Genomic DNA, 24,290 nt, shown 5'->3' on the forward strand with positions numbered 1-24,290 from the left:
AGAAAAAGTGTCATTCACCATTAATAAAATAACGTGTATACTCACTGAGTAAAAAGAGGAATACCTGATGCCTAAAAAAACGATTAAAGAACCCAGTTTTGAAGAAACGCTTAAACAACTTGAGACCATCGTTACACAATTAGAAAATGGCGATTTACCCTTAGATGAAGCATTGAATGAGTTTGAGAAAGGAGTAAAACTTGCCAGAGCAGGTCAAAAACAGTTAAAACAAGCAGAACAACGAATACAAATTTTACTATCTGAAAATAGTGATGCTGAACTTTCAGATTTTTTAGTTGAGAATAATGAATAGTTTAAAATCTTTACAAGATCGGATCGATGCTTTTTTAGTATCATATTTATCTAAACAACCTGTATCCAAATTACAACAGGCTATGAACTATAGTTTGCTTGCTGGAGGTAAACGAATTCGCCCTATTTTAGTTTATTTAACAGGTCAAATGTTTGGATGCCCTCTTGCTAATCTTGATGAACCAGCAGCGGCTATTGAATCAATACATACTTATTCGCTTATTCATGATGACTTACCTGCTATGGATAATGATGATTTACGCAGAGGTAAACCAACTTGTCATATCAAATTTGATGAAGCTCAAGCAATCTTAGCGGGTGATGCATTACAAGCACTAGCATTTACACTATTAGCTGAAAGTCAATTGATTGATGCACAATCTAAAATTAATATGATTGCAGAACTTGCTCAAGCAAGTGGTTTAAATGGTATGTGTTTAGGACAATCCCTTGACTTACAAGCCGAACACCAATCGGTCACATTAGAACATTTACAAAAAATTCATTGTTATAAAACTGGCGCATTAATTAAATGCGCAATTCGCCTAGGAGCTTATGCTAGTGGTAACGGTGCTAAACCTTATTATGAACATTTAGATCATTATGCCGAAGCGATTGGACTTGCTTTTCAGATTCAAGATGACATTTTAGATATCATCGGCGAACAAGCGATCATGGGTAAGCCACAAGGTTCGGATGTTGCTCATGAAAAAAGCACTTTTCCAGCATTAATTGGCTTACAAAAGGCTCAACAAATGACTCAACAACTTTATCAACAAGCTATCGATAGTATTAAGCAAATACCTTATAATAGTAAGCCATTACAAGATCTTGCTAGCTTTATTATTAATCGTAATAGTTAATATACTAACTAAATGATAAAAATGAATTTAGATAATTATCCTCTTTTAAGACAGATTAATTCACCAGTCGATCTTAGACGTTATCCGCTTTCGCAATTGCCAGCAATTTGCCAAGAGCTTAGGCAATTTTTATTAACTTGTGTTAGCCAATCTAGTGGCCATTTAGCATCAGGGCTTGGCGTAGTTGAATTAACTACTGCTTTACATTATGTCTATCAAACCCCATTTGATAAAATTATTTGGGATGTCGGACACCAAGCTTATCCACATAAAATCTTAACGGGTCGTCGTGATCAGATGCTCTCTATTCGCCAAAAAGACGGTATACATTCTTTTCCATATCGAGAAGAAAGCGAATACGATGTATTAACAACTGGACATTCCTCAACATCAATCAGTGCAGCTCTGGGTATTGCTATTAGTGAACAAGCAAAACAATCAGGTCAAAAAGTTGCTGCCATTATTGGAGATGGTGCATTAACAGCAGGTATGGCATTTGAAGCAATGAATCATGCTGGTCATATCAAACCCGATATGTTAGTGATTGTAAATGATAATGATATGTCCATTTCTGAAAATACCGGAGCATTAAATCAGCATTTGACACAAATTTTATCAAGTAAAGCTTACGCATCTTTTCGAGAAAGTGGTAAACGAGTGCTTTCCAATATTCCGCCTTTAAAGGAACTATTCAAAAAAACTGAAGAACATTTAAAAGGTTTAGTCACCCCTGCCATTTTATTTGAAGAACTAGGTTTTAATTACATTGGTCCCATTGACGGACATGATGTCGAAAATTTAGTCGCAACGTTACAAAGAGTTAGGCAATTAAAAGGACCGCAATTATTGCATGTCATTACACAAAAAGGTAAAGGCTATGAGCCTGCTGAAAAGAATCCTACACTCTGGCATGGTGTACCAAAGTTTGATCCCATTGATGGAACATTTCCTTTAGATAAAAAAATAGCCCCCACCTATTCACAAGTTTTTGGTGAATGGCTGTGTGAAATGGCGGAAAAAGACAAACGATTGATAGCTATTACACCGGCAATGAGTGAAGGTTCTGGCATGACAGAATTTGCTAAACGCTATCCGAATCAATTTTATGATGTAGCTATTGCAGAACAACATGCGGTAACGTTAGCGGCAGGTTTTGCTATTAGTGACTTTAAACCGATTGTGGCAATCTATTCTACTTTTTTACAACGTGCTTATGATCAGGTTATTCATGATATTGCAATACAAAATCTACCAGTTCTATTGGCTATTGATCGGGCCGGCATCGTTGGTGCAGATGGCGAAACCCATCAAGGAGCCTTTGATTTAAGCTTTTTAAGATGTGTACCCAATTTTGTTATTATGACGCCGAGTGATGAGAATGAATGCCGACAAATGCTCTATACGGGTTACCTTCATCATGGACCAGTAGCTGTACGATATCCTAGAGGTGAAGGAACGGGTGTGAATTTAGAACCATTAAAAACAATACCGCTTGGACAATCTAAGCTATGTCGAGAAGGTGAAAAGATAGCTTTACTTAATTTTGGCACATTACTCCCCGAAGTTTTACAAGCAGCAGATCAAATTAATGCTACAGTTATAGATATGCGTTTTGTAAAACCATTAGATGAGAAAGTACTTTTGCAGATCAGCCAAACACATAATATACTAGTGACTATAGAAGAAAATAGTATCAAAGGCGGTGCGGGAAGTGGCGTCGGTGAATTTTTGTTATCGAAAAAAATAAAATGTGATATTTTAAATATTGGATTACCTGACAGATTTATTCCGCAAGGATCACAAAGTGAAATTCGTGCTGAAATGGGATTAAACTGTGAACATATTATCGATAAAATCAATAAATTTATAAATTAATAGGTAAAATATGGAAACTCAAGCTGTCACTATTCAAATTTTTGGACGAACATTAAAATTTAATTGTCCAATTGATGAAGTTGACGCACTAAATAATGCCGCAAAAGATCTTGAATCACGTTTAACAAAATTACGTGAAAAATCACCTCAAGTTGGTAGTGATCAATTGATCATGACTGCGGCACTAAATATTTCTTATGAACTCACAAAAGAAAAAGAAAAAAGTGATCAATTTAGTGGTCGATTAAAATTATTACAACAATTGCTTGATTCAGCTTTAACAACGAACAGTGAATCATTTTAATTGTAAATTTAATAAAAATACAGTTGTGTGATTTTTTAAATTTTGTATTATGTTATTCATCTCTGGGATGTTCGCGATTAAGGGTTAGTCCCCTGAGCCGATATTCTTTATTTTAGAATGACGTGACTTTTAATTGGTGTGTATGCCTTTATATAAGGAAACCTAAAAATTAAAACGCGTTGTTCACCTTGAGCCTTGGGTTCAAGGGTTACGACCCTAACGACATCTTGGAGTGTTATTCTTTCTTATAAGTGATAACGTCATGAATATCCGTCAGATTATTCGTCAAAAGAGGCGCCAATTATCTCATCATGAACGTGCAATGGCACAGCAATTAGTCTATCAAAAAATAGCTAATCATTCTGCGATTCATCAAGCAAGTAATATAGCCATATTTTTATCTTTTGATGGCGAAATCGAAACAAAACCTATTATTGAATACTTGTGGCAACAAAATAAATCTGTCTATTTACCGATTATCCATCCTTTTGTGTCCACTCATTTACTTTTTATTCAATACACTCCTAACAGTCAATTAATCAAAAATAAGTACGGTATACTTGAACCTGTTTTAAATGTATTAGATGTCATTCCCTATCAAAAATTGGATATTGTTTTCACCCCTTTAGTTGCATTCGATAATCGAGGTTATCGTCTGGGAATGGGGGGAGGATTTTATGATCGCTTGCTAGCTAATTATAAAGCAGACCAAATTTTACCTATTGGTTTAGGTTTTGCCTGCCAAAAAGTTCAGCGGCTTCAAAATCAGCCATGGGATATACAATTACCCGAAATTATTTATGCCTAAATCGCATTTACAATTTAATTTGGAAAAATGGTTAAAATTTGTATCATTTAATATTAATAAGCGGTATACTTGTCCTTGCTTCATTTCTTAACATTGTTTTTCAAACAATGGCAATTCAAAAGTAATATTTGTAAATTACAATCTTTTTTTACAGTATGTTATTCATCCTTTTAGTTCTTTTTTTGTTATGTATTATTGTTTCATATTTAAGTCTTAAAGAATAAACATTCTAACTCATGGTGGAATTTTATTCCTTTAAGACTTTTTTTTATATAATAAAAAGGAGTGCTGCAATGTCAGAAAAAAAAGCCTTAACCACCAACAATGGAGCACCAATAGCCGATAATCAAAATTCCCGTACCGCTGGTCCTCGTGGCCCTGTGTTAATTGATGACTATCAGCTTATTGAGAAACTTGCACAATTTAATCGTGAAAACATTCCTGAAAGACGTGTACATGCCAAGGGTTCAGGTGCGCACGGTACGTTTACCGTGACTAATGATATAACTCAATATACATATGCCAGTATTTTTGCCAAAGTGGGGAAACAAACTCCCGTATTTGCCCGATTTTCTACTGTTGGTGGGGAACGTGGTTCATCCGATACTGCTCGTGATCCAAGAGGATTTTCCGTAAAATTTTATACCGATCAAGGTAACTGGGATATTGTAGGTAATAATACACCAGTATTTTTTATACGTGATGCCCTCAAATTTCCAGATTTTATTCATACCCAAAAACGTGATCCCAAAACCAACTTAAAAGATCCACAAATGATGTGGGATTTTTGGTCTTTATCACCAGAATCACTCCACCAAGTCACCATCCTCTTCTCTGACCGTGGTATTCCTGACGGTTTCAGGCATATGCATGGTTTTGGTAGTCATACTTACAGTATTATTAATAAAGATAATGTTCGGACGTGGGTTAAATGGCATTTTAGAACTGAACAAGGCATTAAAAATATCCATCCTAAAAAAGCAGCCGAATTAGATGGGAGTAATCCAGATTCAGCCCAAGAAGACTTATTTAATGCGATTGAACGCGGTGACTATCCTAAATGGCGCCTTTACATGCAAGTAATGACTGAAGAACAAGCCAATCATCATCCCGAAAACCCTTTTGATGTCACAAAAGTGTGGTCACAAAAACAGTATCCATTAATTGAAGTGGGCGTAATGGAACTTAATCGTAATCCAGAAAACTATTTTGCTGAAGTTGAACAAGCCGCATTTGAACCAAGTAATGTCGTGCCTGGAACGGGGTTATCGCCAGATAAGATGTTACAAGGGCGAATTTTTGCGTATGCCGATGCACATCGTTATCGTATAGGCACAAACTACCAACAATTACCGATCAATGCACCGAAATGTACGGTACACAATTATCAACGTGACGGAGCAATGCGCTTTTATACACCAGATAATGCGCCTAATTACGAGCCAAATAGTGTTGACAGCGCACCAAAACAACAACCACAATATGCTGAGCCACCGATGCATGTGCCTGCGGGTACAATGGATAGGCATGATCATCGTGTTGACGATGATTATTATTCACAACCACGCGCATTATTCAATTTGATGAATCCCGATCAAAAACAGCTACTGATTGATAATATTGTCGGTTCAATGAAAAATGTTGATCGTGATATCCAAATTAGGCAGCTTAAGCATTTTTATAAAGTCCACCCTGATTATGGTTCAGGGGTTGCCAATGGGTTAGGAATTGAAATCGATCTTATTAAAAGTTAGTCCACCTCATAACCAATGTGCCGACTTTGCTTAATCGGCACGATTTAATTAATGGTTGTAATAGATCTGGCGTCAAGTTAAATAGACATGCTATTTATATGCATTTATTCTTATTTTGGCTGGCGAACAGGACTTAACTCTATTGTTGAATTTTTAAAGATAAATTTAACACGGTTTTGATGGCTATTTGGAAGAATTGCTTGAGAAAAGAATAGAATATTGTTTAATTTACAGCTTGGTTATTGCTTTAACTAAACCAAGCTTTTTATCCTACTTAATTATTTATTTTTTTGTCTGACTATCTCAAATAAGCAAACGCCCGTTGCTACCGAGACATTAAGCGAAGACACAATTCCCGCCATTGGAATACTGACCAATTCATCACAATGTTCTTTGGTTAATCGTCGCATTCCTTCCCCTTCTGCGCCCATAACCAAAGCCAATGGAATACTCGTTGATGATTTGTAAAAGTCAGTTTGATAAAGTGTACGTTCTGCTTCTCCAGCCGTGCCCACAATCCACACGTGATACTCATCTTGTAACATTCGCATGGTACGCGCTAAATTGGTAACCCGAACAACAGGGATACTTTCAGCGGCTCCACAAGCTACTTTTTGTGCCGTCGAATTAAGCGGAGCCGAACGATCTTTCGGGACTATAATAAAATTAACCCCTGCTGCGTCTGCTGTTCTGATGCAGGCACCAAGATTATGCGGATCTGTCACGCCATCTAAAATCAAAATAACGGGATTGGGTTGCTGTTCCATCAATAATGGAATATCATTTTCCTGATAACCACGACAAGGTTTTACTATAGCTAAAATACCTTGATGTACACCATTTTTAGATTTGTCATCTAACCACTGGCGGTGGGTTATTTTAACGATTAAACCAAGTTGCTCTATTTCATGCACAAGACTATTAAGACGTTTATCTTCTCGCCCTTTAGCAATGTAAACCTCAATAATTCTTTCAGGAGCACGTGTTAATAGTGCTTCGATAGCATGAATACCGTAAACTGTTTCACTCATCTATTTTTTACTCTTTACTTTCTTACTTTTAGCCGTTTTACTTGTTGATGTCGAGGCGATTTTAGTCGCATTTTTATCTACCTTCTTACGCTTTCCTTTATTTTTATTTGTCGCTTTGACCTTTTTTTTAACGCTGCCACTCACTACCGATTTTTTATTTTTACGCTTTTTAGTCGGCGTAACATCCTTATCATTTTTATCATTTAGCTGTTTAGCCTTAGTTTTTGCGGTTTTGCCTTGCCGTTTAGGCTTATTATTACTACTGACCAAGGCAAAATCAATTTTTCTTTCTTCAGGATTAACATTTTCTACTTTAACGCTAACTTTATCACCTAAACGGTAACTGTAATGGGTATTTTCACCAATTAAACGATTTCGTGAAGCGTCATAAATATAATAATCATTTTCAAGCGATGAAACATGTACCAGACCGTCTATAAACAGATCATCTAATCTGACAAAAAACCCGAAGTTCACAACACTTGATATGGTACCATTAAAGACTTCACCCACATGATCTTGCATATAATCACACTTGAGCCAATCAACCACATCACGCACAGCCTCATCGGCTCGACGCTCAGTCAGTGAACAATGTTCGCCAAAATAGAGCATTTCGTTAACGGTATAACGATGCCCTCCTGTCTTACTGGTTTTATGCTGTTCATTGGCTAATATCCACTTAATGGTTCGATGTAACAGTAAATCCGGATAACGTCGAATTGGCGAGGTAAAATGACCATACTCTTCAAGTGCAAGCCCAAAATGACCCCGATTTTCTGGATCATAAATCGCTTGTTTCATCGATCGTAAAATAACTGTCTGTAACATATCACTATCAATACGATCTTCAATCGCAAGCATCAATTCGGCAATATCTTTTGATTTTGGGTTAACACCGCCACCTAACGATAATCCTAGTTCTTGTAAGATGCTACGTAAGTTATTCATTCGCTCTTCATCTGGACGATCATGAACACGAAACAAAGCAGGTACATCGGCCTCAATCACCAATTTTGCCGCTGCAACATTAGCTAAAATCATACACTCTTCAATAATCTTATGTGCATCATTACGTTGCGCTAACTCAATACTTTCGATCCGTTTATCAGCATTAAAAATAAATTTCGGTTCTTCCGATTCAAAACCAATCGCTCCACGAGCAATTCTCGACTTATCCAATACTTTGTATAAACCATATAAGTTTTCTAAATGTGGCACTAAATCATGGTAATGTTGACGGAGTTCTTCATCACCATCTAAAATTTTTGCAACTTTGGTGTAAGTCAATCTTGCATGTGAGTTCATCACAGCGTCGTAAAATTGATAACCGGTCAAACGACCTTTGTTTGATATGGTCATCTCACAAACTAAACATAGTCTATCTACCTGTGGATTAAGCGAACAAAGACCATTTGATAACGCTTCTGGCAACATCGGCACGACACGAGAAGGAAAATAGACTGATGTACCACGTAAGCAAGCTTCTTTATCAAGTGCTTTATCGGGTCTGACGTAATAGCTAACATCAGCTATTGCCACCCATAATCTATAACCTCCACCACGATTTTTTTGGCAATACACGGCATCATCAAAATCACGTGCATCTTCACCATCAATGGTGACTAAAGGTAGATCCCGTAGATCTTTACGTCCTTTTTTAGCTTTTTCAGGCACTTCATCACCGAATTTACTCACCTCTTTTTCAACAGCTTTAGGAAATTCATATGGGATTTCATGATTACGAAGTGCAATATCAATGGCTAAGTTTGTGCCCATGATTTCGCCAAGGACTTCTTTAATGATACCGACCGCTTTTTGGCGACGTTCAGGGCGTTGTTGTAACTCAACAACGACGACCGCTCCCATGCGTACAGTACGTTTCGGTTTACCAGTGATTAAAATATCGAAATTTAAGCGACTATCATCAGGCACCACAAATCCAACGCCTTGTTCAATAAAGTAGCGACCAACAATTAAATTACTGCGAGGCTCTAAAATACGCACAACACGTGCTTCTGTTTTTCCGCGATATTGGTTACTCAGTGGTTGGGCTAAAATCACATCACCTTGTAAGACTTTTTTCATCTGTTCTGGCGATAAAAAATAATCTTCAGGTTTTCCTTCAACACGTAAAAAGCCAAAACCATCACGATGTGCAATCACCTTCCCCTTAACCATATCTAACTTTTCAGGAAGTGCATAACATTTACGGCGTGTGAACACAACTTGACCATCGCGTTCCATTGCACGCAAGCGACGATGTAATGCTTCTTTTTGTTCTTCATTTTTGATAGAAACGGCTTGAGCAATTTTTTCTAAGCTAGCAGGTTTCGCCTCTTTGGTAAGGTAATCTAAAATTAACTCACGACTGGCTATCGGAGAATCATATTTCTGCGCTTCTCGTTCATAAAATGGATCGTTTATCATAAGGAATATCCAGAGATCATATTTAATCGGTAGCATAACATAGAGTTATGTAACTTAAAATAAACATTCCTTTTTACTACTAATCTTTATCGATATAATTTACATAGCTAAACAAAACTAAATTATTAAAATTAAAACCGAATATCATTCGGCTCTTTTAAGTCTATAACTGACATAAATTCAATCATGTTTTAGTTATCTATTGAGTGTTTTTTTCACGTTCAATGGCGCGATAACCGATATCATGACGATAAAAACAGCCATGCCAATGGATTTTATCAACGTGCTGATAAGCACGTTGCTGAGCTTCCAGTACTGTATTTCCTAAAGCGGTAACACAAAGCACGCGTCCACCATTAGTATAAACCCGACCTTTTTCCAAACACGTGCCTGCATGAAAAATTTTACAATCATCAGTTGATTCAACTGGTAAGCCTGTTATAACGTCTTGAGTATTATAATCAGCAGGATATCCGCCTGCAGCCATCACCACGCCAAGGGCAGGTCTTGGATCCCATTTAGATTTCAGCGTATCTAATTTGCCATTTACAGCAGCTAGACACAATTCAACTAAATCTGATTGCATACGCATCATAATCGGCTGTGTTTCAGGATCGCCAAAGCGACAATTAAATTCAATTACTTTGGGGTTACCCTGTTTATCAATCATTAATCCTGCATACAAAAAGCCAACATAAACATTGCCTTCTTGTGCCATGCCATTTACAGTTGGATAGATGATTTGTTCCATGACTTTGGTAAAGACTTCGTCTGTCACAACAGGGGCTGGAGAGTAAGCGCCCATTCCCCCCGTATTGAGACCCGTATCACCGTCTCCGACTCGCTTATGATCTTGACTTGTTGCCATTGGCTCGACATGCTTACCGTCAACCATAACAATAAAACTGGCTTCTTCTCCCGCTAAAAACTCTTCAATAACCACACGATGACCAGCATCACCAAATGCATTACCGGCTAGCATGTCACGAACGGCATCTTCTGCTTCTTTTTGGGTCATGGCAACAATCACCCCTTTACCGGCTGCAAGTCCATCAGCTTTAACGACAATTGGAGCGCCTTTTTTTCTGAGATAAGCAAGTGCAGGCTCAATATCAGTAAAATTTTGATATTCAGCAGTAGGAATATGATGTCGTGCTAAAAAGTCTTTAGTAAATGCTTTTGAACCCTCGAGTTGCGCTGCTGATTTAGTAGGACCAAAGATTTTTAATCCTGCCTTTTGAAAGCTATCAACCACGCCTAAAACTAACGGATTTTCGGGACCAACAACGGTTAAGTCTATTTGCTGGAGCTGAGCAAAATTGAGTAAACCATCAAGATCATTCGCTTTGATATCAATGTTTTCTATATTAGGTTCCAGTGCAGTACCTGCATTACCTGGTGCAACAAACACTTTTGTAACGAGTGGTGATTGTGCCACTTTCCAAGCTAAAGCATGTTCACGTCCACCACTACCGATAATTAATACTTTCATCCCCATTCCTTTAACCTGTTATTGAATCACTTTTAATTTGTTAGAATTAATGTCTAAAATGACGCATATTAGTAAAAATCATTGCAATATTATGTTCATTAGCTGCTTGAATAACTTCATCATCACGAATAGAGCCGCCGGGTTGAATCACGCAAGTTACCCCTACTTTAGCCGCCGCATCAATGCCGTCTCTAAATGGAAAAAATGCATCAGATGCGACCACACAGCCTGCTACTTCTAAATTTTCATCTTGCGCTTTAATACCGGCTATTTTAGCCGAATAAACACGACTCATTTGTCCTGCTCCAATTCCAATGGTCATGTTGTCTTTGGCATAAACAATGGCATTGGATTTAACAAACTTTGCCACTTTCCAGCAAAACAGTGCATCGGATAGTTCTTTGTCAGTGGGTTGTCGTTTGGTCACCACCGTTAATTGATTTTCGATGACCATATCCACATCATGTTCCTGAACTAACAGTCCACCATTTACTCGTTTGAAATCTAAACGGCAATTGGGTGTTTGCGACCATTGACCACACGCTAAGATGCGTACATTTTGTTTAGTTTGAGTAATGGCAAGCGCATCTTGATTGATTGACGGAGCTATAATCACTTCGACAAATTGGTTTTCTACAATCATGGTTGCCGTTTTTGCATCTAATGGACGATTAAAGGCAATAATCCCACCAAAGGCAGACGTTGGATCGGTTTTAAATGCATTTAAGTAAGCATTAAAAATGGTATCACTCACAGCTACTCCACAAGGATTAGCGTGTTTAACAATCACACACGCAGGTTCATCAAACGATTTAACGCATTCAAGTGCGGCATCTGCATCAGCAATATTGTTATAAGAGAGCGCTTTACCTTGTAGCTGTTTAGCGGTCGCAATCGATACTTCTTTTATATCTTCATCAATATAAAAAGCCGCTTTTTGGTGCGCATTTTCACCATAGCGCATATCCTGTTTTTTGATAAATTGAAGATTTAATGTTCGTGGAAATTGCCCAGATGGTTTATCTGTTTCGCCATAATAGGATGGCACTAATTGCCCAAAATAATTGGCAATCATTCCATCATATTTAGCTGTGTGTTCAAAAGCTTTAATTGCTAAATTAAAACGATATGGGTAGCTAAGGGAATTGTGTTGTTGATCCATCAATTCAATGATGGGCTCATAGTCATTGTAATCAACAACAATAGCAACATCTTGATGATTTTTAGCCGCTGCACGCACCATGGTAGGTCCACCGATATCAATATTTTCAACGGCATCTTCTAAACGGCAATCTGATTTAGCGACTGTGTCAGCAAAGGGATACAAGTTAACCACGACCATATCAATAGGTGCAATTTGATGTTGATGCATCACATCATCATCTAAACCTCGCCGCCCTAAAATTCCGCCATGAATTTTAGGATGAAGCGTTTTGACTCTTCCCTCCATCATCTCAGGAAATCCGGTATAGTCTGAAACCTCAATGACGGGAATATTGTGTTTCATAAGCAATTTAGCGGTACCACCCGTTGAAAGAAGTTCAACGTTTCGTTGATGAAGAGCTTGGGCAAATTCGATAATACCGGTTTTGTCAGAGACGCTTAGTAAAGCACGATGAATAGGACGAAACTGCTGCATGATGGGGCTCCGAAGTTAAGACTTTAAATCCAAATCAATTGAATCGGTATTATATAGAAAACCATCATCGATGTTTAGTGATTAGTTTATATTCTGATAAATTTAATTATCTCGAGCAAGGTTAATATATTATCTCAAACGTATATTTAAAAATTTTTGTTGAAAAGATATAAAAAGCTTTTTAATTTTTAGGAAATCTTTTTTCAAAGTGAAAAATGAAGAGTATTGTTTTATTGATAAAAAAGGATAAATTGATAATTATAGTAATGAATTCGTATCATAATAAAATTTCAGTTGAAACAAAATTAGTTATCAATAAGCGAGATAATCAAAACTTAATTGATAACTAATCCAATATCTAAGTAATGAGATTTAATCGTCACTATAGCCAAGACTGCGTAATGCTCGCTCGTCATCAGCCCAACCAGCTTTGACTTTTACCCACAACTCTAAGTGAACTTTGGTATCAAAAAAAGATTGCATATCTTTTCGAGCTTCAATACCTATTTTTTTGATCTTTTCACCTTTATTACCAATAACCATTTTCTTTTGACCATCACGTTCGACTAATATCAAACCATTGATACGATACATGCCCGTACGTTCATCAACTTTAAATTGTTCAATTTCAACGGTTACCGAATAAGGCAACTCATCCCCTAAAAAACGCATTAATTTTTCACGAATGATTTCGGATGCCATGAAACGTTGCGATCGGTCAGTAATATAATCTTCTGGAAAATGGTGTTCCCCAACCGGTAAATGTTTTTTCACAATATCTTTGATGATATCAATGCCCTCACCCTTTTCAGCGCTAATTGGTACGACATCAAGAAAATTGATTTTTTGGCTGATTTCTTGAATATGAGGTAACAATTGGGTTTTATCAGTAACATTATCAATTTTATTGATCACTAATAAGACTGGCGACTTACAATCTTTCAATTTGTTAGCAACCATTTCGTCATCATCTGTCCAGTGTGTCCCCTCAACGACAAAAATCACCAATTCTACATCACCAATAGAACTACTCGCCGCTCGATTCATAAGGCGATTAATGGCTCTTTTTTCTTCGATGTGAAGACCCGGTGTGTCAATATAAATTATTTGGTCATTATCTTGAGTATCAATTCCAACAATACGATGGCGTGTTGTTTGTGCTTTACGCGAGGTAATTGAAACTTTTTGACCTAATAATTGATTTAATAATGTTGATTTGCCGACATTTGGTCGACCTACAATGGCAACGAATCCACAATGTTGTGTTGTTTCTGTCATTTTATACCTAATTGATTGAGTGCTTGTTGAGCAGCAGCTTGTTCGGCTTTACGGCGACTGAGTCCTCGCCCTAAATATTGATGGTCATCATTTTCAAGTTTGCATTGAATCAAAAATTCTTGCTCATGTTTATCACCAGTGACTTCAAGGATCAGATAACATGGTCGTTCTTGATGTATACCTTGTAAGTATTCTTGAAGTCTTGTTTTTGAATCTTTTTGTTTCACGCCCGGTTTAATTTCAACTAACCGGCTCTCATACCAAGACAGTATTAATCGCCTTACATTTTCAATATCGCTATCTAAATAGATGGCACCAATAATGGCTTCAACCGCATCAGCAATAATTGATTCCCGACGAAAACCACCGCTTTTTAATTCACCTTGTCCTAAAATCAGATAGTTACCTAAATTAAATGCTTTGCCTATTTCAGCCAATGTTGTACCGCAAACTAAACTTGCTCGCATCTGACTTAAATCACCTTCATCTTGCTGTCTAAATCGATGAAAAAGATCATCTGCAATTACAAAGCTCAAAATAGAATCGCCTAGAAACTCTAGGCGTTCATTGTGTCGTTTATTCGCACTTCGATGAGTCAGCGCTAATTCAAGTAAAGAAAGTTTTTGAAATTGATAGCCTATCGACTGTTGCAATGATTTTAAATTTTTAATACTCATAGCGACTAGTGGATGCCTCCAATACGACTAAAGCGAATACCTGTTGGCCATTCATTTGGTTGTTTTTCAAAGCTAATCCATATTGCTGTCGCTTTACCAACGAAGTTTGATTCAGGCACAAATCCAAAATAACGGCTGTCGCCACTATTATCACGATTATCACCCATCATGAAATAATTGCCTTCTGGTACAACCCAAGTCGCAATCGGTTGCCCTTTTTGGTGAAAGAAATATTCTGGTTTTTCCATGATTCCTTTTGTTGTTAAGATATCGTGAGTATTATCACCAATAGTTTCTTGCTGTACTTGCATATCAAAAGATCTCAAAGAATTGGAATCGACAATTCCCCTTTCTTTATAATCTTCTAAAGTATAAAAATCGGGATTTGATTTACTTTGTCGATTAACTTGTTTCCAATCGCTTAATTTCGGTTCGCTATAGTTCATATTTAATGGTTTTGACTCTTGTCCTATACAATTTTTATCAGTGCTCTTACAAGCTGGATAGATAAAAATTTTCTTTTGTTCCACAGAGTAAACAATCTTGTCGCCAGGTAATCCAATAACCCTTTTAATCAAATCTAATTTTGAACCATCAGGATGTTTAAAAACAGCGATATCACCTCGTTTAGGATGTCCAGTTGATATAATGACGGTATTGGTGATGGGATCTCGTAATCCATAAGAATATTTCTGAACAGCAATAAAATCACCCACTAATAGTGTTTTCATCATTGATCCTGAAGGAATCTGAAATGGTTCATATAAAAACGATCGAATAACGAGCACGACAAAAAGGACAGGGAAAAAAGATGCTAAACTTTCGACCCAACCTTTTGGCTTACCAACTTCTGCTAGCACTTTACCATCGATGTCACCGTTACACTGTTTACGGACTTCTTCAACTTTACGTTGCCTTGCAGGCTTCCAACGGTATTTTTCTAAAAACCAAAAGATTCCTGTTATCAATGTTGCTATTGTTAATATGATGGCGAATGTATTAGCCATTTTTTTCCCTCTTTTGCTGGTTAATCTTTACCGACATGTAAAATAGCTAAAAACGCTTCTTGTGGTAATTCAACATTACCGACTTGTTTCATGCGTTTTTTACCTTCTTTTTGTTTCTGTAAAAGTTTTTTCTTACGACTAACGTCACCACCATAACATTTAGCTAAAACGTTTTTACGTAGTTGCTTAACGGTTGAACGAGCAATAACATGATTGCCAATTGCAGCCTGAATAGCGATGTCAAATTGTTGTCTTGGTATGAGATCTTTCATTTTTTCGACTAATTCACGACCACGATAAGGTGCATTATCCTTGTGGGTAATTAATGCCAAAGCATCAACACGCTCTCCATTAATAAGAACATCTAACCTGACCATATCTGCAACTTGGAAACGTTTAAAACTATAATCCAAAGACGCATAACCTCGAGAAGTTGATTTTAGTTTATCAAAAAAGTCTAAAACAACTTCGGTCATAGGTATTTCATAAGTTAGAGCGACTTGATTGCCATGATATACCATATTTGTTTGTACACCGCGCTTTTCGACACATAAGGTTATCACATTACCTAAATAAGTTTGTGGAACTAAAATGTTACATTCAGCAATCGGTTCACGTAATTCATTTATGTTATTCACTGCTGGTAATTTTGCTGGACTATCGACGTAAATAATTTCATTAGATGTGGTTAATACTTCATACACAACTGTCGGTGCTGTTGTAATCAAATCTAAATTGTATTCACGTTCTAACCGCTCTTGAATGATTTCCATATGTAATAAACCAAGGAAACCACAACGGAAACCAAAACCTAAAGCACCAGAATTTTCAGGCTCATAAAATAAAGAAGCATCATTCAAACTTAATTTACCTAATGCATCTCGGAAAGCTTCATAATCATCAGAACTCGTTGGAAATAACCCAGCGTATACTTGTGGTTTTACTTTTTTGAAACCAGGTAAAGGTTTATCTGCTGGTGATTTAGCAGATGTTAACGTATCACCAACCGGAGCACCTAAAATATCTTTGATTGCACAAACAACCCAACCCACTTCACCACAATGAAGACAAGTTTTATCAACTTGTTTAGGCGTGAATATTCCAAGACGATCAACATTGTAAGTCATGCCTGTACTCATGACTTTTATTTTGTCACCTTTATTTAATTCACCATTTTTAATACGAATTAACGATACCACACCTAAATAGTTATCAAACCATGAATCAATAATCAAAGCTTGCAAAGGTGCGTTTGGATCGCCTTCTGGTGCGGGAATATCGTTAACAAGTTGTTCCAAAACATCAATAACGCCAACCCCAGTTTTAGCTGAACATCGAACCGCATTGGATGCATCAATACCAACAATGTCTTCTATCTCTTCTGCAACGCGTTCAGGCTCAGCTGCGGGCAAATCAATTTTGTTCAAAACAGGAACAACTTCTAGATCCATATCTAAAGCAGTATAACAGTTAGCAAGTGTCTGTGCTTCAACACCTTGTCCTGCATCAACGACTAACAATGCGCCTTCACATGCAGCAAGTGAACGTGAAACCTCATAAGAAAAATCAACATGTCCTGGTGTATCGATGAAATTAAGTTGATAGGTTTCGCCATTTTTTGCATGGTAATCTAGGGTAACACTCTGTGCTTTAATAGTTATACCACGTTCACGTTCAAGATCCATTGAATCTAACACCTGTGCTTCCATTTCACGATCTGAAAGTCCACCACAAATTTGTATAATGCGGTCGGAAAGTGTGGATTTACCATGGTCAATATGAGCAATAATTGAAAAATTGCGGATATTTTTATTCATATCAATAAATTATAATTTGTATTTAGTTATAAACTATTAATTATTTAAATACTTCTTAATAATAAGCGGTATTAATAATAATTATTCAGCAAGAAAGATTAGCATTTTACACATTTATCACTACTAAGCATAGTGTTATCGAGAGGTTTGCGGTGATTTCTCGACAATATTTTGTGCAATGCGCTCTATAGTGGTACGAGGTAAATTACCTATGATAATAATATTTTTATGAGCAATATTCGTTGAAAAAATAGTACGACCACCTTGTTGTATTAATTGATTAGATAAATTAGCTTGCTCTGATGATACATTAACAGTGAATGAAAATACACCATCTGAATAGAGTTTTGTTGCTATATCAGAGTTATAAAAATTTACGTTATAAGCAGCAATTTCTTTAAACCCTTTGGGAAGCCATGCTAAACGCCAAGCTTCTAATACGTTTTCTTGTTTTTCAATTGATAATAAAATAGGATAAGTTCGAGTATCAAGGTACTCTTTAACTTTTTGTTTATCGAAATTTTCATCAAGATCAATGACTTTAAATTGACTAATGACTTCACTATGTTGATCTAATAAATCGATACGAATAGGTAAATGAATCTCTTCATCAATCCATATCACATAACTGTAGCGATCTCTATCTTTTGCAATCATTTTTACTAGTTGAACACTTCGGTTTGCAGTTCTTGTTTTTCCTAATAAAGTAAAATCATAGATATCTGCCAGTTCACTAAAATTATTATAAATCACATCAGGAAAAGCTTCGACAATGCGAGGGCTAGTGATCGAGAAGGACTCACTATCTGGTTGAAAATAGCTAGTAACTCCATCATGTAAAATAATTTCTTTCGCCGCTCCCTCTAAAAATAGTAATAGAGCTTTGGTATCCTTTTTTTCTTTTGCACCTAAATGCGTATATTCATAGGTAGTAACATATTGGTTTTTATCCTGAGAAAGAAAGTGTATTTGGTAATCAAGATTTTGAACCGCATTACGCATTTTATTGAGTAATGAAATAGGGGCATCGTTATCTAGAGCACAGGCAGGTAAAGAAAGAAAAACGAAAGAAAGAGCAGCAATAAATTGGCTACTCTTCTTTTTAATGATATCAATACTAAAATTAAATAAAGATTTCATTGTAGGTTAATGAGCATTTAATCTTTTTTGTAATTCGTAGTCTTGTACAAGTAATCTGATTTTATCATACTGCCTTTTATCAAGCAGTTGCTGATCATTTTGCTGTTGAAAGCCTCCAACAGGCGCAACATTAACACCAACAGGCACAGTATTGAACATCGGAGCACCATCTTTATTTTCAGTTTGGCTTTGTTGATACTGAACACCGGCAATAATAGCTAAAGTAACACACGCAGCAAGCCCAACCTGACTCACTTTTGCAAGCGCATCTTTAAAACGAATCCAAATTAGATTTTCTTTTTTAGGAATAGCGACGTTATGGATATTTGGTTGCTCAGTCAATTCATTATAAAGATTATCACTAGCAATGACTTGTGCAACTTGTTTAGAAATATCCATAGTTAATGAACAACTATGCAATTCACTTCGCATGGCTTCTCTTACAAGATGGTAGCGATGCCAACAAGATTGCAAACATTCATCTTTTGAAACTTCATCAATAAAACGATTATCTATAGACTCGCCATCCATGAGTAATGAAAGTTGCTCTTTTTGTTCTATTTGCATAGTAGATACCTTAAATTTATGACTATTCATTATCAATTTAACTATTGTTTTCTAACCAATTAATGGTTTTATTTTTTCATCAATCGCATCTCTTGCTCTAAAAATGCGTGATCTAACTGTTCCAACTGGCGTGTCCATAATTTCTGCAATCTCCTCATAACTTAAACCTTCAATTTCACGCAATGTTATTGCGATTCGTAAATCATCAGGTAGTGAATCAATTGCTTCAAAAACCGCCTTTTTAACTTCTTCTGAAAGTGCTAAATTTTCAGGATTTTCTAAATCCCTGAGCGATTCAGCACCTTCGTAAGTCTCCGCCTCACTTGCATCAATATCAGATGAAGGCGGTCTACGTCCTTGAGATGTTAAATAATTTTTTGCTGTGTTAACAGCTATCCTATATAACCAAGTGTAAAAAACACTTTCACCTTTAAACAAGCTTAAAGATCGATAAGCTTTAATAAAGGTTTCTTGTACAACATCTGGGACTTCCGATGCTAATACATAACGAGAAACCAAATGAGCTAACTTATTTTGATAACGAATCACAAGTAAATTGAACGCATTTTTATCGCCGTTTAATACACGATCAACTAAAACTTGGTCTGTTACTTGCTCCCCCATTAAAGGCCATTCCTCATTATGTTAATAACTGTTAATCGGCCCACATTAGTCCACTTAAACAGTTAGAGTCTAAAATTTCAAAAAAGTTCCATTATTTTAATAGAAATATTATTTTTTTTCCAATTGATAAGCTTTGCAAATTGGTTACTATATAATAATTATAGATTTTTTATTAATTTCGCTATTGAGATTTATTGCAAAAAATTTGATCTAATTTAATAAAAAGATCTCACGCTTACCTTTATCATTATAAGTGATTTGATAAAATTGAGGGAGATTAAAATTTACCGAACTACTCGTTTTAAAGGTAAAACGATCATCAGATAATACATAAAAATCATTAATATCTTTGACCATATTTTCTTTCGTTCCATTGCAATTACGATAAATTTCTACTTGGTTGTTTTCGTTTAGAATATAAAGATCAAAACCAGAATCAGTATCTTCAAAGAAAAATTGAATGATCCCTTCATAAGCAACACTATCAATTTCTTTAGGTAATTCATTGGTCTGATCTAACATATTTAAAGGTCGACCTTGTACTTTATTATTCGATACGGCACCATAAAAATCGATCGCATTTTCGAATTGATGAACTGATACGCCCAGTCGTTCGAAAAACAGATACCAAGAAGATCCATCGATCCGCAATGGTTTAACTTGCGTCGAATTATTCTGGGTTGTGGTTAAACGTAATTCAATACATTCATCCATTAATTTCTTCATTTGTTGTTTTATTTCATTACCGAGGTATTTACTGTAGCAAAAGATCTCCATTAAATCTGGTAGATCTGCATCTTTATGCATTCGATTAAGGAGCGTTTTGATGGCTTCTAATACACATAGCGAACCACTAAAATGCAATACCCGAATCTCATTCCAGGAATTTCGGTATAGTAAATCAACTGACCCCACTAAACTAAGTTCTTTTTTACCATAGTTCAAAACATTCTTACTTATCTCAAATTCAATATCTAAATTTGTACTAGGATCATCTTCAAGATTTAAAATAATAGCTAAATGGCGAATTTCGCATGGACCATAAAGTTGTTCTTCAGTTGCAGCAGGGACTTCAATAGGAAAATATTCTTTCAAGTTTTCAATAAATTTATTAATTTTTGTATTACCTTGCTCATCACCATCTCGATAATGAAATTCGGTTGTGTCCGCTATCAAACCATTGAAATAACACCATCCAACTAATTTAACAAGATATTTACTGTACTCAAGATATTGATGACCTGAAATAGATTCTAATTCAGGTTTTTGGTTATAAACATACCAACCCGCTCGATTTATTCGATCTTCTTTTACGTGAATAAACGTTAACGCTTCTTCTTGCAAATTATTAGAAATATTAAGTTTTAAGGTAGTTATTTTACCCGGCAATACTTCGTAGGATGCATAAAGTTTACGGGTTAAAACAGCCATATCTTGCGGGCTTATAATAGAATCTAAATTATTGCGACGACCAAAATTTAATAAATTACGATATCCCGTCATCATCGTTTGTAATAGTATTTCATGCATTTCACGAACTTGTTCAATTTTCCACGTATGGCTTGAATCAAGTTTTGCTATACGTTCGAAGCTCCACCCCCACTCTTTAACGATATTTTCTAATACTTCACGTCGCCATGAAGATATGTATTGAGTTTGAGATAATTTTTCATTCACTTTAAGATAGAAACACATTCTTATCAGCTCGAGCCGTTCGAAATCCTTAATTTCGACAAGATAAGCGGTTATTCTTTCTAAAAGCATATAATAAGAATCTAGGTTGATTCCTTTCTGAGAGTTAAATTCTTGAATAGATTTCCTCATTTCGTAGGCAATAGGTCTATTTTCGGGGTATATCCAAGAATAAGCTTCTAGCAATAATGTTTTTAACACAGCTTTAAATGGTGAATCAATACTTTTATAAAGTTGCCATAAACTGGCTCCAAAATACTCTTCTGCTGATAACCCTGTTAATGGTCCGAAATCTAACCATTCATCTCTGTTTATCAAATCCAACTCAATTAAAGCTTTCACGCATTGTTTATAGGTAGGATATTTTATATTGTTAATCGTAAAATTATGTGGAACAACAAACCACAATAGATATTTTCCAGCTAATAGTGTTGCAGTTCGATAAAACTCTTCAAGTAATAAAATATGTTGTGCCGAACCACAGTTTTCACCCATCAAACATTCATGATGATTATTAATAAAACGATCAACATCTACCACAAATAGTGTTAACTTAACATTTTGTTGCTTTGCCCATTGTTCAACCTGTCGACATTTTTCATTTAAAGCTTGCTTTCTTGTTTCAGATAAATTACTTTCTACACAGACCCAAATATCAAGATCTGACTCTATTGATTGACCGATAGAACATGTACTTCCCATCGAATATAATGCAGATATTGATGGAATGGAATTTTCTTCAGTACAAACAAAATCAAAATCATTTTTAAGCTGAGCACAAATTGAATCTGGTATTTGATAAAAAGCAATACCGCATGGAGTATCTAATTGGTGAAAGCCAGGTAATTTTGGATCATTAAAATGAAAAATAGCAGGTAGCAACGAAAATACACGTTTAAATTCAACTGACATTCCAGCCAAAGCACGTTCATGTTTAAGATGAACAAGATGTTTAAGTTCTTTTTTTACGTTACTAATATTATATTGCATAGCATTATCTAGATTAGACACATGAACTCCTTACGGACTTTCTAAATCTAACATTTTATGAGTAGAAGGTAAATAGAATAAAAATTTTAAACACAACAATGAAACGGCCATGATTACCCTAGAAAACATTACCCAACGAATAAAAAAGCGAAATAACAGCAAATATACGAAAGATAAAGCTGCTGTTTTACTTCCCATTGTCAATATTGAAGGAAAATTAGCGCTATTATTTCAAGTTAGGTCAAAAAAGCTAAGATGGCAGCCGGGTGATATTTGTTTTCCAGGCGGACGCATGGATGACTCAGATTTAACTCCAGAACAGACTGCCAAACGAGAAACTTGCGAAGAATTAGGTATCCCATTGAGTGAAATATTTATTTTAGGTGAATTACCTAAATTTATTGCTTCATTCGGATTGATGATTTACCCATTTGTAGGTCAAATAACCACATTAGCCAACCTTAAACTGAATACCAATGAAGTTGAAGAGGTTTTTACCGTGCCGATAGAATGGTTTATAAATAATTCACCTCAACATTCCATAATAAATCTGGGTCATAAAGGTGCGGATAACTTTCCTTTTCACCTATTACCTAATATCACCTCAGAATGGCAAAAAAGATCTGATCATAACATCTTGTATTATGCCTACAATAACCATATTATTTGGGGATTAACAGCTCAAGTTTTATATGATTTTATTAACACAATTCGTTGATAAAAATAATAAATAAACATCGTGTTATTTGTCAGAATAAAAAAACTATTACTGATTGCAATTTTAGCAAATAATGCTAAACAACATATCAATATAACAAAAATCCTTGAGAATCACTCCGTAAATATTTTTAATAGATAACGTTGTTCAATTATCTCTCGTTAGCAACTTTAAGTCTGAATACTTTTAAAAGTAAAAAAAGACAATATCTGAGAGCAACTTAAGATTTCAACACTCTCTTTTATAGATTTCATCTCTACCCAATGAATAACGGTTAAACATTGATTATCAATTTCAATCATTTAAAAATAAGGGTATTATCATGAAACGTTTCAATAAATCATCAATTGCATTTGCTGTATTATTATCTTTACCTTTTGTAAATGTTTATGCTGCATTACCATTAACTGACGAAGAAAGTAGTCATTTAATTCCGATGAAAGAAATTTCGGTAACGGGTAATTATTTGCAGGCCCAAAATGCAGCAGATGATATTTCAAAAGCTGCCGATGAAGCTGGAGCTAAGTATTATCATATTACTGCACTTGAAGCAGCAGAAACATCAAATTCAGCTGATTCTGCTATTGTTTATGCTGATATTTATCAATCAAATGCACCGATAACATTAAATGAAGAAGAAACGACATACAACGGTATTGTCGCTTATGAACGTAACAAAGCGCTTTATTATTTACCATTTGAAATTGTTAAATTTAAAGGAAGTTTTAACAATACTTCCGAAATAACTACTGAAGCTAGCAAAATAGCAGCAGAAAAAGATGCTTATGCATTTTACATCAGCTCAATCGAGCCTTCTAATTTAAAAAATCAATCACAAGATATTGAAGTTGCTTTATACAAAAAAGATGCACCTGTAAGAGATTATATTGTCACAAAAGCAATTGCAGGTGAAAATGCTTATGAAATCAGTAGTGATGCATTTAAAACAATGAAACCTTATGCAACAATTGTTTTCCATGGTGTATTTAACAATACAACAGAAGTAAGTGCCGCCGCACAAAAACATGCAATTGCTAACGGTGCTCAATTTTATTATGTTAAAGAGGTTTCAACCAATCCAGCCAATACTGCACAAACAATCTATGTTAATTTATACAAATAAAATATTTTAATTGCATTTTCCACGTGTTAGAGGATTACTTTAACCCGTGGAAAACATAAAATCTTAATATATTCAACTAATGAATAATATTGATTTAAAAGCCAACCTTTAGCTGTTTAATAATTTATTTGTTAATACAATATATTTCT

20 protein-coding genes and 1 other RNA gene are annotated in these 24,290 nt (G+C 35.6%); 9 read left to right on the forward strand and 12 right to left on the reverse strand.

The genetic code is table 11. The features are described 5' to 3' along the window. Positions 1 to 67 precede the first annotated feature (67 nt). From xseB to ACKJXD_RS01520, 7 genes are all read left to right on the forward strand, one after another. Entirely contained in the window at positions 68 to 313 is a 246-nt protein-coding gene (gene xseB / locus ACKJXD_RS01490) for an exodeoxyribonuclease VII small subunit (protein ID WP_220215460.1), read from the forward strand. Continuing rightward, positions 303 to 1,175, forward strand: a complete 873-nt coding sequence (gene ispA / locus ACKJXD_RS01495; RefSeq protein ID WP_430875394.1) for a (2E,6E)-farnesyl diphosphate synthase — start codon at positions 303 to 305, stop codon at positions 1,173 to 1,175. The genes xseB and ispA overlap by 11 nt, the downstream gene beginning before the upstream one ends. Before the next feature lie 15 nt (positions 1,176 to 1,190). Beyond that, a complete protein-coding gene (gene dxs / locus ACKJXD_RS01500; protein WP_370632174.1) occupies positions 1,191 to 3,050 on the forward strand; it encodes a 1-deoxy-D-xylulose-5-phosphate synthase in 1,860 nt (619 codons plus the stop codon). 10 nt (positions 3,051 to 3,060) lie between these two features. Then, entirely contained in the window at positions 3,061 to 3,354 is a 294-nt protein-coding gene (gene zapA / locus ACKJXD_RS01505) for a cell division protein ZapA (RefSeq protein ID WP_430875324.1), read from the forward strand. Between the two features lie 56 nt (positions 3,355 to 3,410). Next, a non-coding RNA gene (gene ssrS / locus ACKJXD_RS01510) (6S RNA) lies at positions 3,411 to 3,591 on the forward strand. Positions 3,592 to 3,616: 25 nt separating this feature from the next. Further along, on the forward strand, positions 3,617 to 4,162 hold the full coding sequence (locus ACKJXD_RS01515; protein WP_220215464.1) for a 5-formyltetrahydrofolate cyclo-ligase: 546 nt from the start codon (positions 3,617 to 3,619) through the stop codon (positions 4,160 to 4,162). 293 nt (positions 4,163 to 4,455) lie between these two features. Beyond that, on the forward strand, positions 4,456 to 5,916 hold the full coding sequence (locus ACKJXD_RS01520) for a catalase (RefSeq protein WP_430875325.1): 1,461 nt from the start codon (positions 4,456 to 4,458) through the stop codon (positions 5,914 to 5,916). A gap of 278 nt (positions 5,917 to 6,194) precedes the next feature. Here the strand turns inward: ACKJXD_RS01520 and rlmB are convergent, their stop codons facing one another. The 12 genes from rlmB to ACKJXD_RS01580 form a co-directional block, all read right to left on the reverse strand. After that, positions 6,195 to 6,947: a 23S rRNA (guanosine(2251)-2'-O)-methyltransferase RlmB gene (gene rlmB, locus ACKJXD_RS01525; RefSeq protein ID WP_430875326.1), complete on the reverse strand. Its 753-nt coding sequence runs from the start codon at positions 6,945 to 6,947 to the stop codon at positions 6,195 to 6,197. Then, on the reverse strand, positions 6,948 to 9,377 hold the full coding sequence (rnr, locus tag ACKJXD_RS01530) for a ribonuclease R (protein WP_430875327.1): 2,430 nt from the start codon (positions 9,375 to 9,377) through the stop codon (positions 6,948 to 6,950). Between the two features lie 199 nt (positions 9,378 to 9,576). Beyond that, positions 9,577 to 10,869, reverse strand: coding sequence for a phosphoribosylamine--glycine ligase (gene purD / locus ACKJXD_RS01535; protein WP_430875328.1), 1,293 nt, complete (start codon positions 10,867 to 10,869; stop codon positions 9,577 to 9,579). 46 nt (positions 10,870 to 10,915) lie between these two features. After that, the gene (gene purH / locus ACKJXD_RS01540) at positions 10,916 to 12,508 is read right to left on the reverse strand and encodes a bifunctional phosphoribosylaminoimidazolecarboxamide formyltransferase/IMP cyclohydrolase (protein WP_430875329.1); all 1,593 of its coding nucleotides are present in this window, start codon (positions 12,506 to 12,508) and stop codon (positions 10,916 to 10,918) included. 372 nt (positions 12,509 to 12,880) lie between these two features. Further along, entirely contained in the window at positions 12,881 to 13,786 is a 906-nt protein-coding gene (gene era, locus ACKJXD_RS01545; protein WP_220215470.1) for a GTPase Era, read from the reverse strand. Further along, positions 13,783 to 14,463, reverse strand: coding sequence for a ribonuclease III (gene rnc / locus ACKJXD_RS01550; protein WP_220215471.1), 681 nt, complete (start codon positions 14,461 to 14,463; stop codon positions 13,783 to 13,785). Before rnc ends, era begins: the two co-directional genes overlap by 4 nt. A 5-nt stretch (positions 14,464 to 14,468) precedes the next feature. Then, a complete protein-coding gene (gene lepB / locus ACKJXD_RS01555) occupies positions 14,469 to 15,470 on the reverse strand; it encodes a signal peptidase I (RefSeq protein ID WP_294825872.1) in 1,002 nt (333 codons plus the stop codon). A 20-nt stretch (positions 15,471 to 15,490) separates the two neighbouring features. Further along, positions 15,491 to 17,287: a translation elongation factor 4 gene (lepA, locus tag ACKJXD_RS01560; protein WP_220215473.1), complete on the reverse strand. Its 1,797-nt coding sequence runs from the start codon at positions 17,285 to 17,287 to the stop codon at positions 15,491 to 15,493. Between the two features lie 135 nt (positions 17,288 to 17,422). Continuing rightward, on the reverse strand, positions 17,423 to 18,427 hold the full coding sequence (locus ACKJXD_RS01565) for a MucB/RseB C-terminal domain-containing protein (protein WP_220215474.1): 1,005 nt from the start codon (positions 18,425 to 18,427) through the stop codon (positions 17,423 to 17,425). Between the two features lie 6 nt (positions 18,428 to 18,433). Next, positions 18,434 to 18,994 carry an RseA family anti-sigma factor gene (locus ACKJXD_RS01570; protein WP_220215475.1) on the reverse strand — a complete coding sequence of 187 codons (561 nt, stop codon included), beginning with the start codon at positions 18,992 to 18,994 and terminating at the stop codon, positions 18,434 to 18,436. A 51-nt stretch (positions 18,995 to 19,045) separates the two neighbouring features. Beyond that, positions 19,046 to 19,618: an RNA polymerase sigma factor RpoE gene (gene rpoE, locus ACKJXD_RS01575; RefSeq protein WP_220215476.1), complete on the reverse strand. Its 573-nt coding sequence runs from the start codon at positions 19,616 to 19,618 to the stop codon at positions 19,046 to 19,048. A gap of 210 nt (positions 19,619 to 19,828) precedes the next feature. Continuing rightward, positions 19,829 to 22,321: a class I adenylate cyclase gene (locus tag ACKJXD_RS01580; RefSeq protein ID WP_430875330.1), complete on the reverse strand. Its 2,493-nt coding sequence runs from the start codon at positions 22,319 to 22,321 to the stop codon at positions 19,829 to 19,831. A gap of 88 nt (positions 22,322 to 22,409) precedes the next feature. On the opposite strand from ACKJXD_RS01580, the gene ACKJXD_RS01585 reads away from it, so the two are divergent. Together ACKJXD_RS01585 and ACKJXD_RS01590 are read left to right on the forward strand one after the other, a co-directional pair. Continuing rightward, positions 22,410 to 23,018, forward strand: a complete 609-nt coding sequence (locus ACKJXD_RS01585) for an NUDIX hydrolase (protein ID WP_430875331.1) — start codon at positions 22,410 to 22,412, stop codon at positions 23,016 to 23,018. A gap of 322 nt (positions 23,019 to 23,340) precedes the next feature. Continuing rightward, positions 23,341 to 24,141, forward strand: coding sequence for a YdgH/BhsA/McbA-like domain containing protein (locus ACKJXD_RS01590; RefSeq protein WP_220215479.1), 801 nt, complete (start codon positions 23,341 to 23,343; stop codon positions 24,139 to 24,141). The last annotated feature ends 149 nt before the right edge of the window (positions 24,142 to 24,290 follow it).

The organism is Gilliamella sp. G0441 (assembly GCF_050589305.1).
In the GTDB taxonomy this organism is placed as follows: Bacteria; Pseudomonadota; Gammaproteobacteria; order Enterobacterales; family Orbaceae; genus Gilliamella.

Bases quoted from the DNA above. Each gene is read 5' to 3' on its own strand.
- xseB (WP_220215460.1), top strand. From the start codon at position 68: ATGCCTAAAAAAACGATTAAAGAACCCAGTTTTGAAGAAACGCTTAAA.
- zapA (WP_430875324.1), top strand. From the start codon at position 3,061: ATGGAAACTCAAGCTGTCACTATTCAAATTTTTGGACGAACATTAAAA.
- ACKJXD_RS01515 (WP_220215464.1), top strand. From the start codon at position 3,617: ATGAATATCCGTCAGATTATTCGTCAAAAGAGGCGCCAATTATCTCAT.
- ACKJXD_RS01520 (WP_430875325.1), top strand. From the start codon at position 4,456: ATGTCAGAAAAAAAAGCCTTAACCACCAACAATGGAGCACCAATAGCC.
- rlmB (WP_430875326.1), bottom strand. From the start codon at position 6,947: ATGAGTGAAACAGTTTACGGTATTCATGCTATCGAAGCACTATTAACA.
- rnr (WP_430875327.1), bottom strand. From the start codon at position 9,377: ATGATAAACGATCCATTTTATGAACGAGAAGCGCAGAAATATGATTCT.
- purD (WP_430875328.1), bottom strand. From the start codon at position 10,869: ATGAAAGTATTAATTATCGGTAGTGGTGGACGTGAACATGCTTTAGCT.
- purH (WP_430875329.1), bottom strand. From the start codon at position 12,508: ATGCAGCAGTTTCGTCCTATTCATCGTGCTTTACTAAGCGTCTCTGAC.
- era (WP_220215470.1), bottom strand. From the start codon at position 13,786: ATGACAGAAACAACACAACATTGTGGATTCGTTGCCATTGTAGGTCGA.
- rnc (WP_220215471.1), bottom strand. From the start codon at position 14,463: ATGAGTATTAAAAATTTAAAATCATTGCAACAGTCGATAGGCTATCAA.
- lepB (WP_294825872.1), bottom strand. From the start codon at position 15,470: ATGGCTAATACATTCGCCATCATATTAACAATAGCAACATTGATAACA.
- lepA (WP_220215473.1), bottom strand. From the start codon at position 17,287: ATGAATAAAAATATCCGCAATTTTTCAATTATTGCTCATATTGACCAT.
- ACKJXD_RS01565 (WP_220215474.1), bottom strand. From the start codon at position 18,427: ATGAAATCTTTATTTAATTTTAGTATTGATATCATTAAAAAGAAGAGT.
- ACKJXD_RS01570 (WP_220215475.1), bottom strand. From the start codon at position 18,994: ATGCAAATAGAACAAAAAGAGCAACTTTCATTACTCATGGATGGCGAG.
- rpoE (WP_220215476.1), bottom strand. From the start codon at position 19,618: ATGGGGGAGCAAGTAACAGACCAAGTTTTAGTTGATCGTGTATTAAAC.
- ACKJXD_RS01585 (WP_430875331.1), top strand. From the start codon at position 22,410: ATGATTACCCTAGAAAACATTACCCAACGAATAAAAAAGCGAAATAAC.
- ACKJXD_RS01590 (WP_220215479.1), top strand. From the start codon at position 23,341: ATGAAACGTTTCAATAAATCATCAATTGCATTTGCTGTATTATTATCT.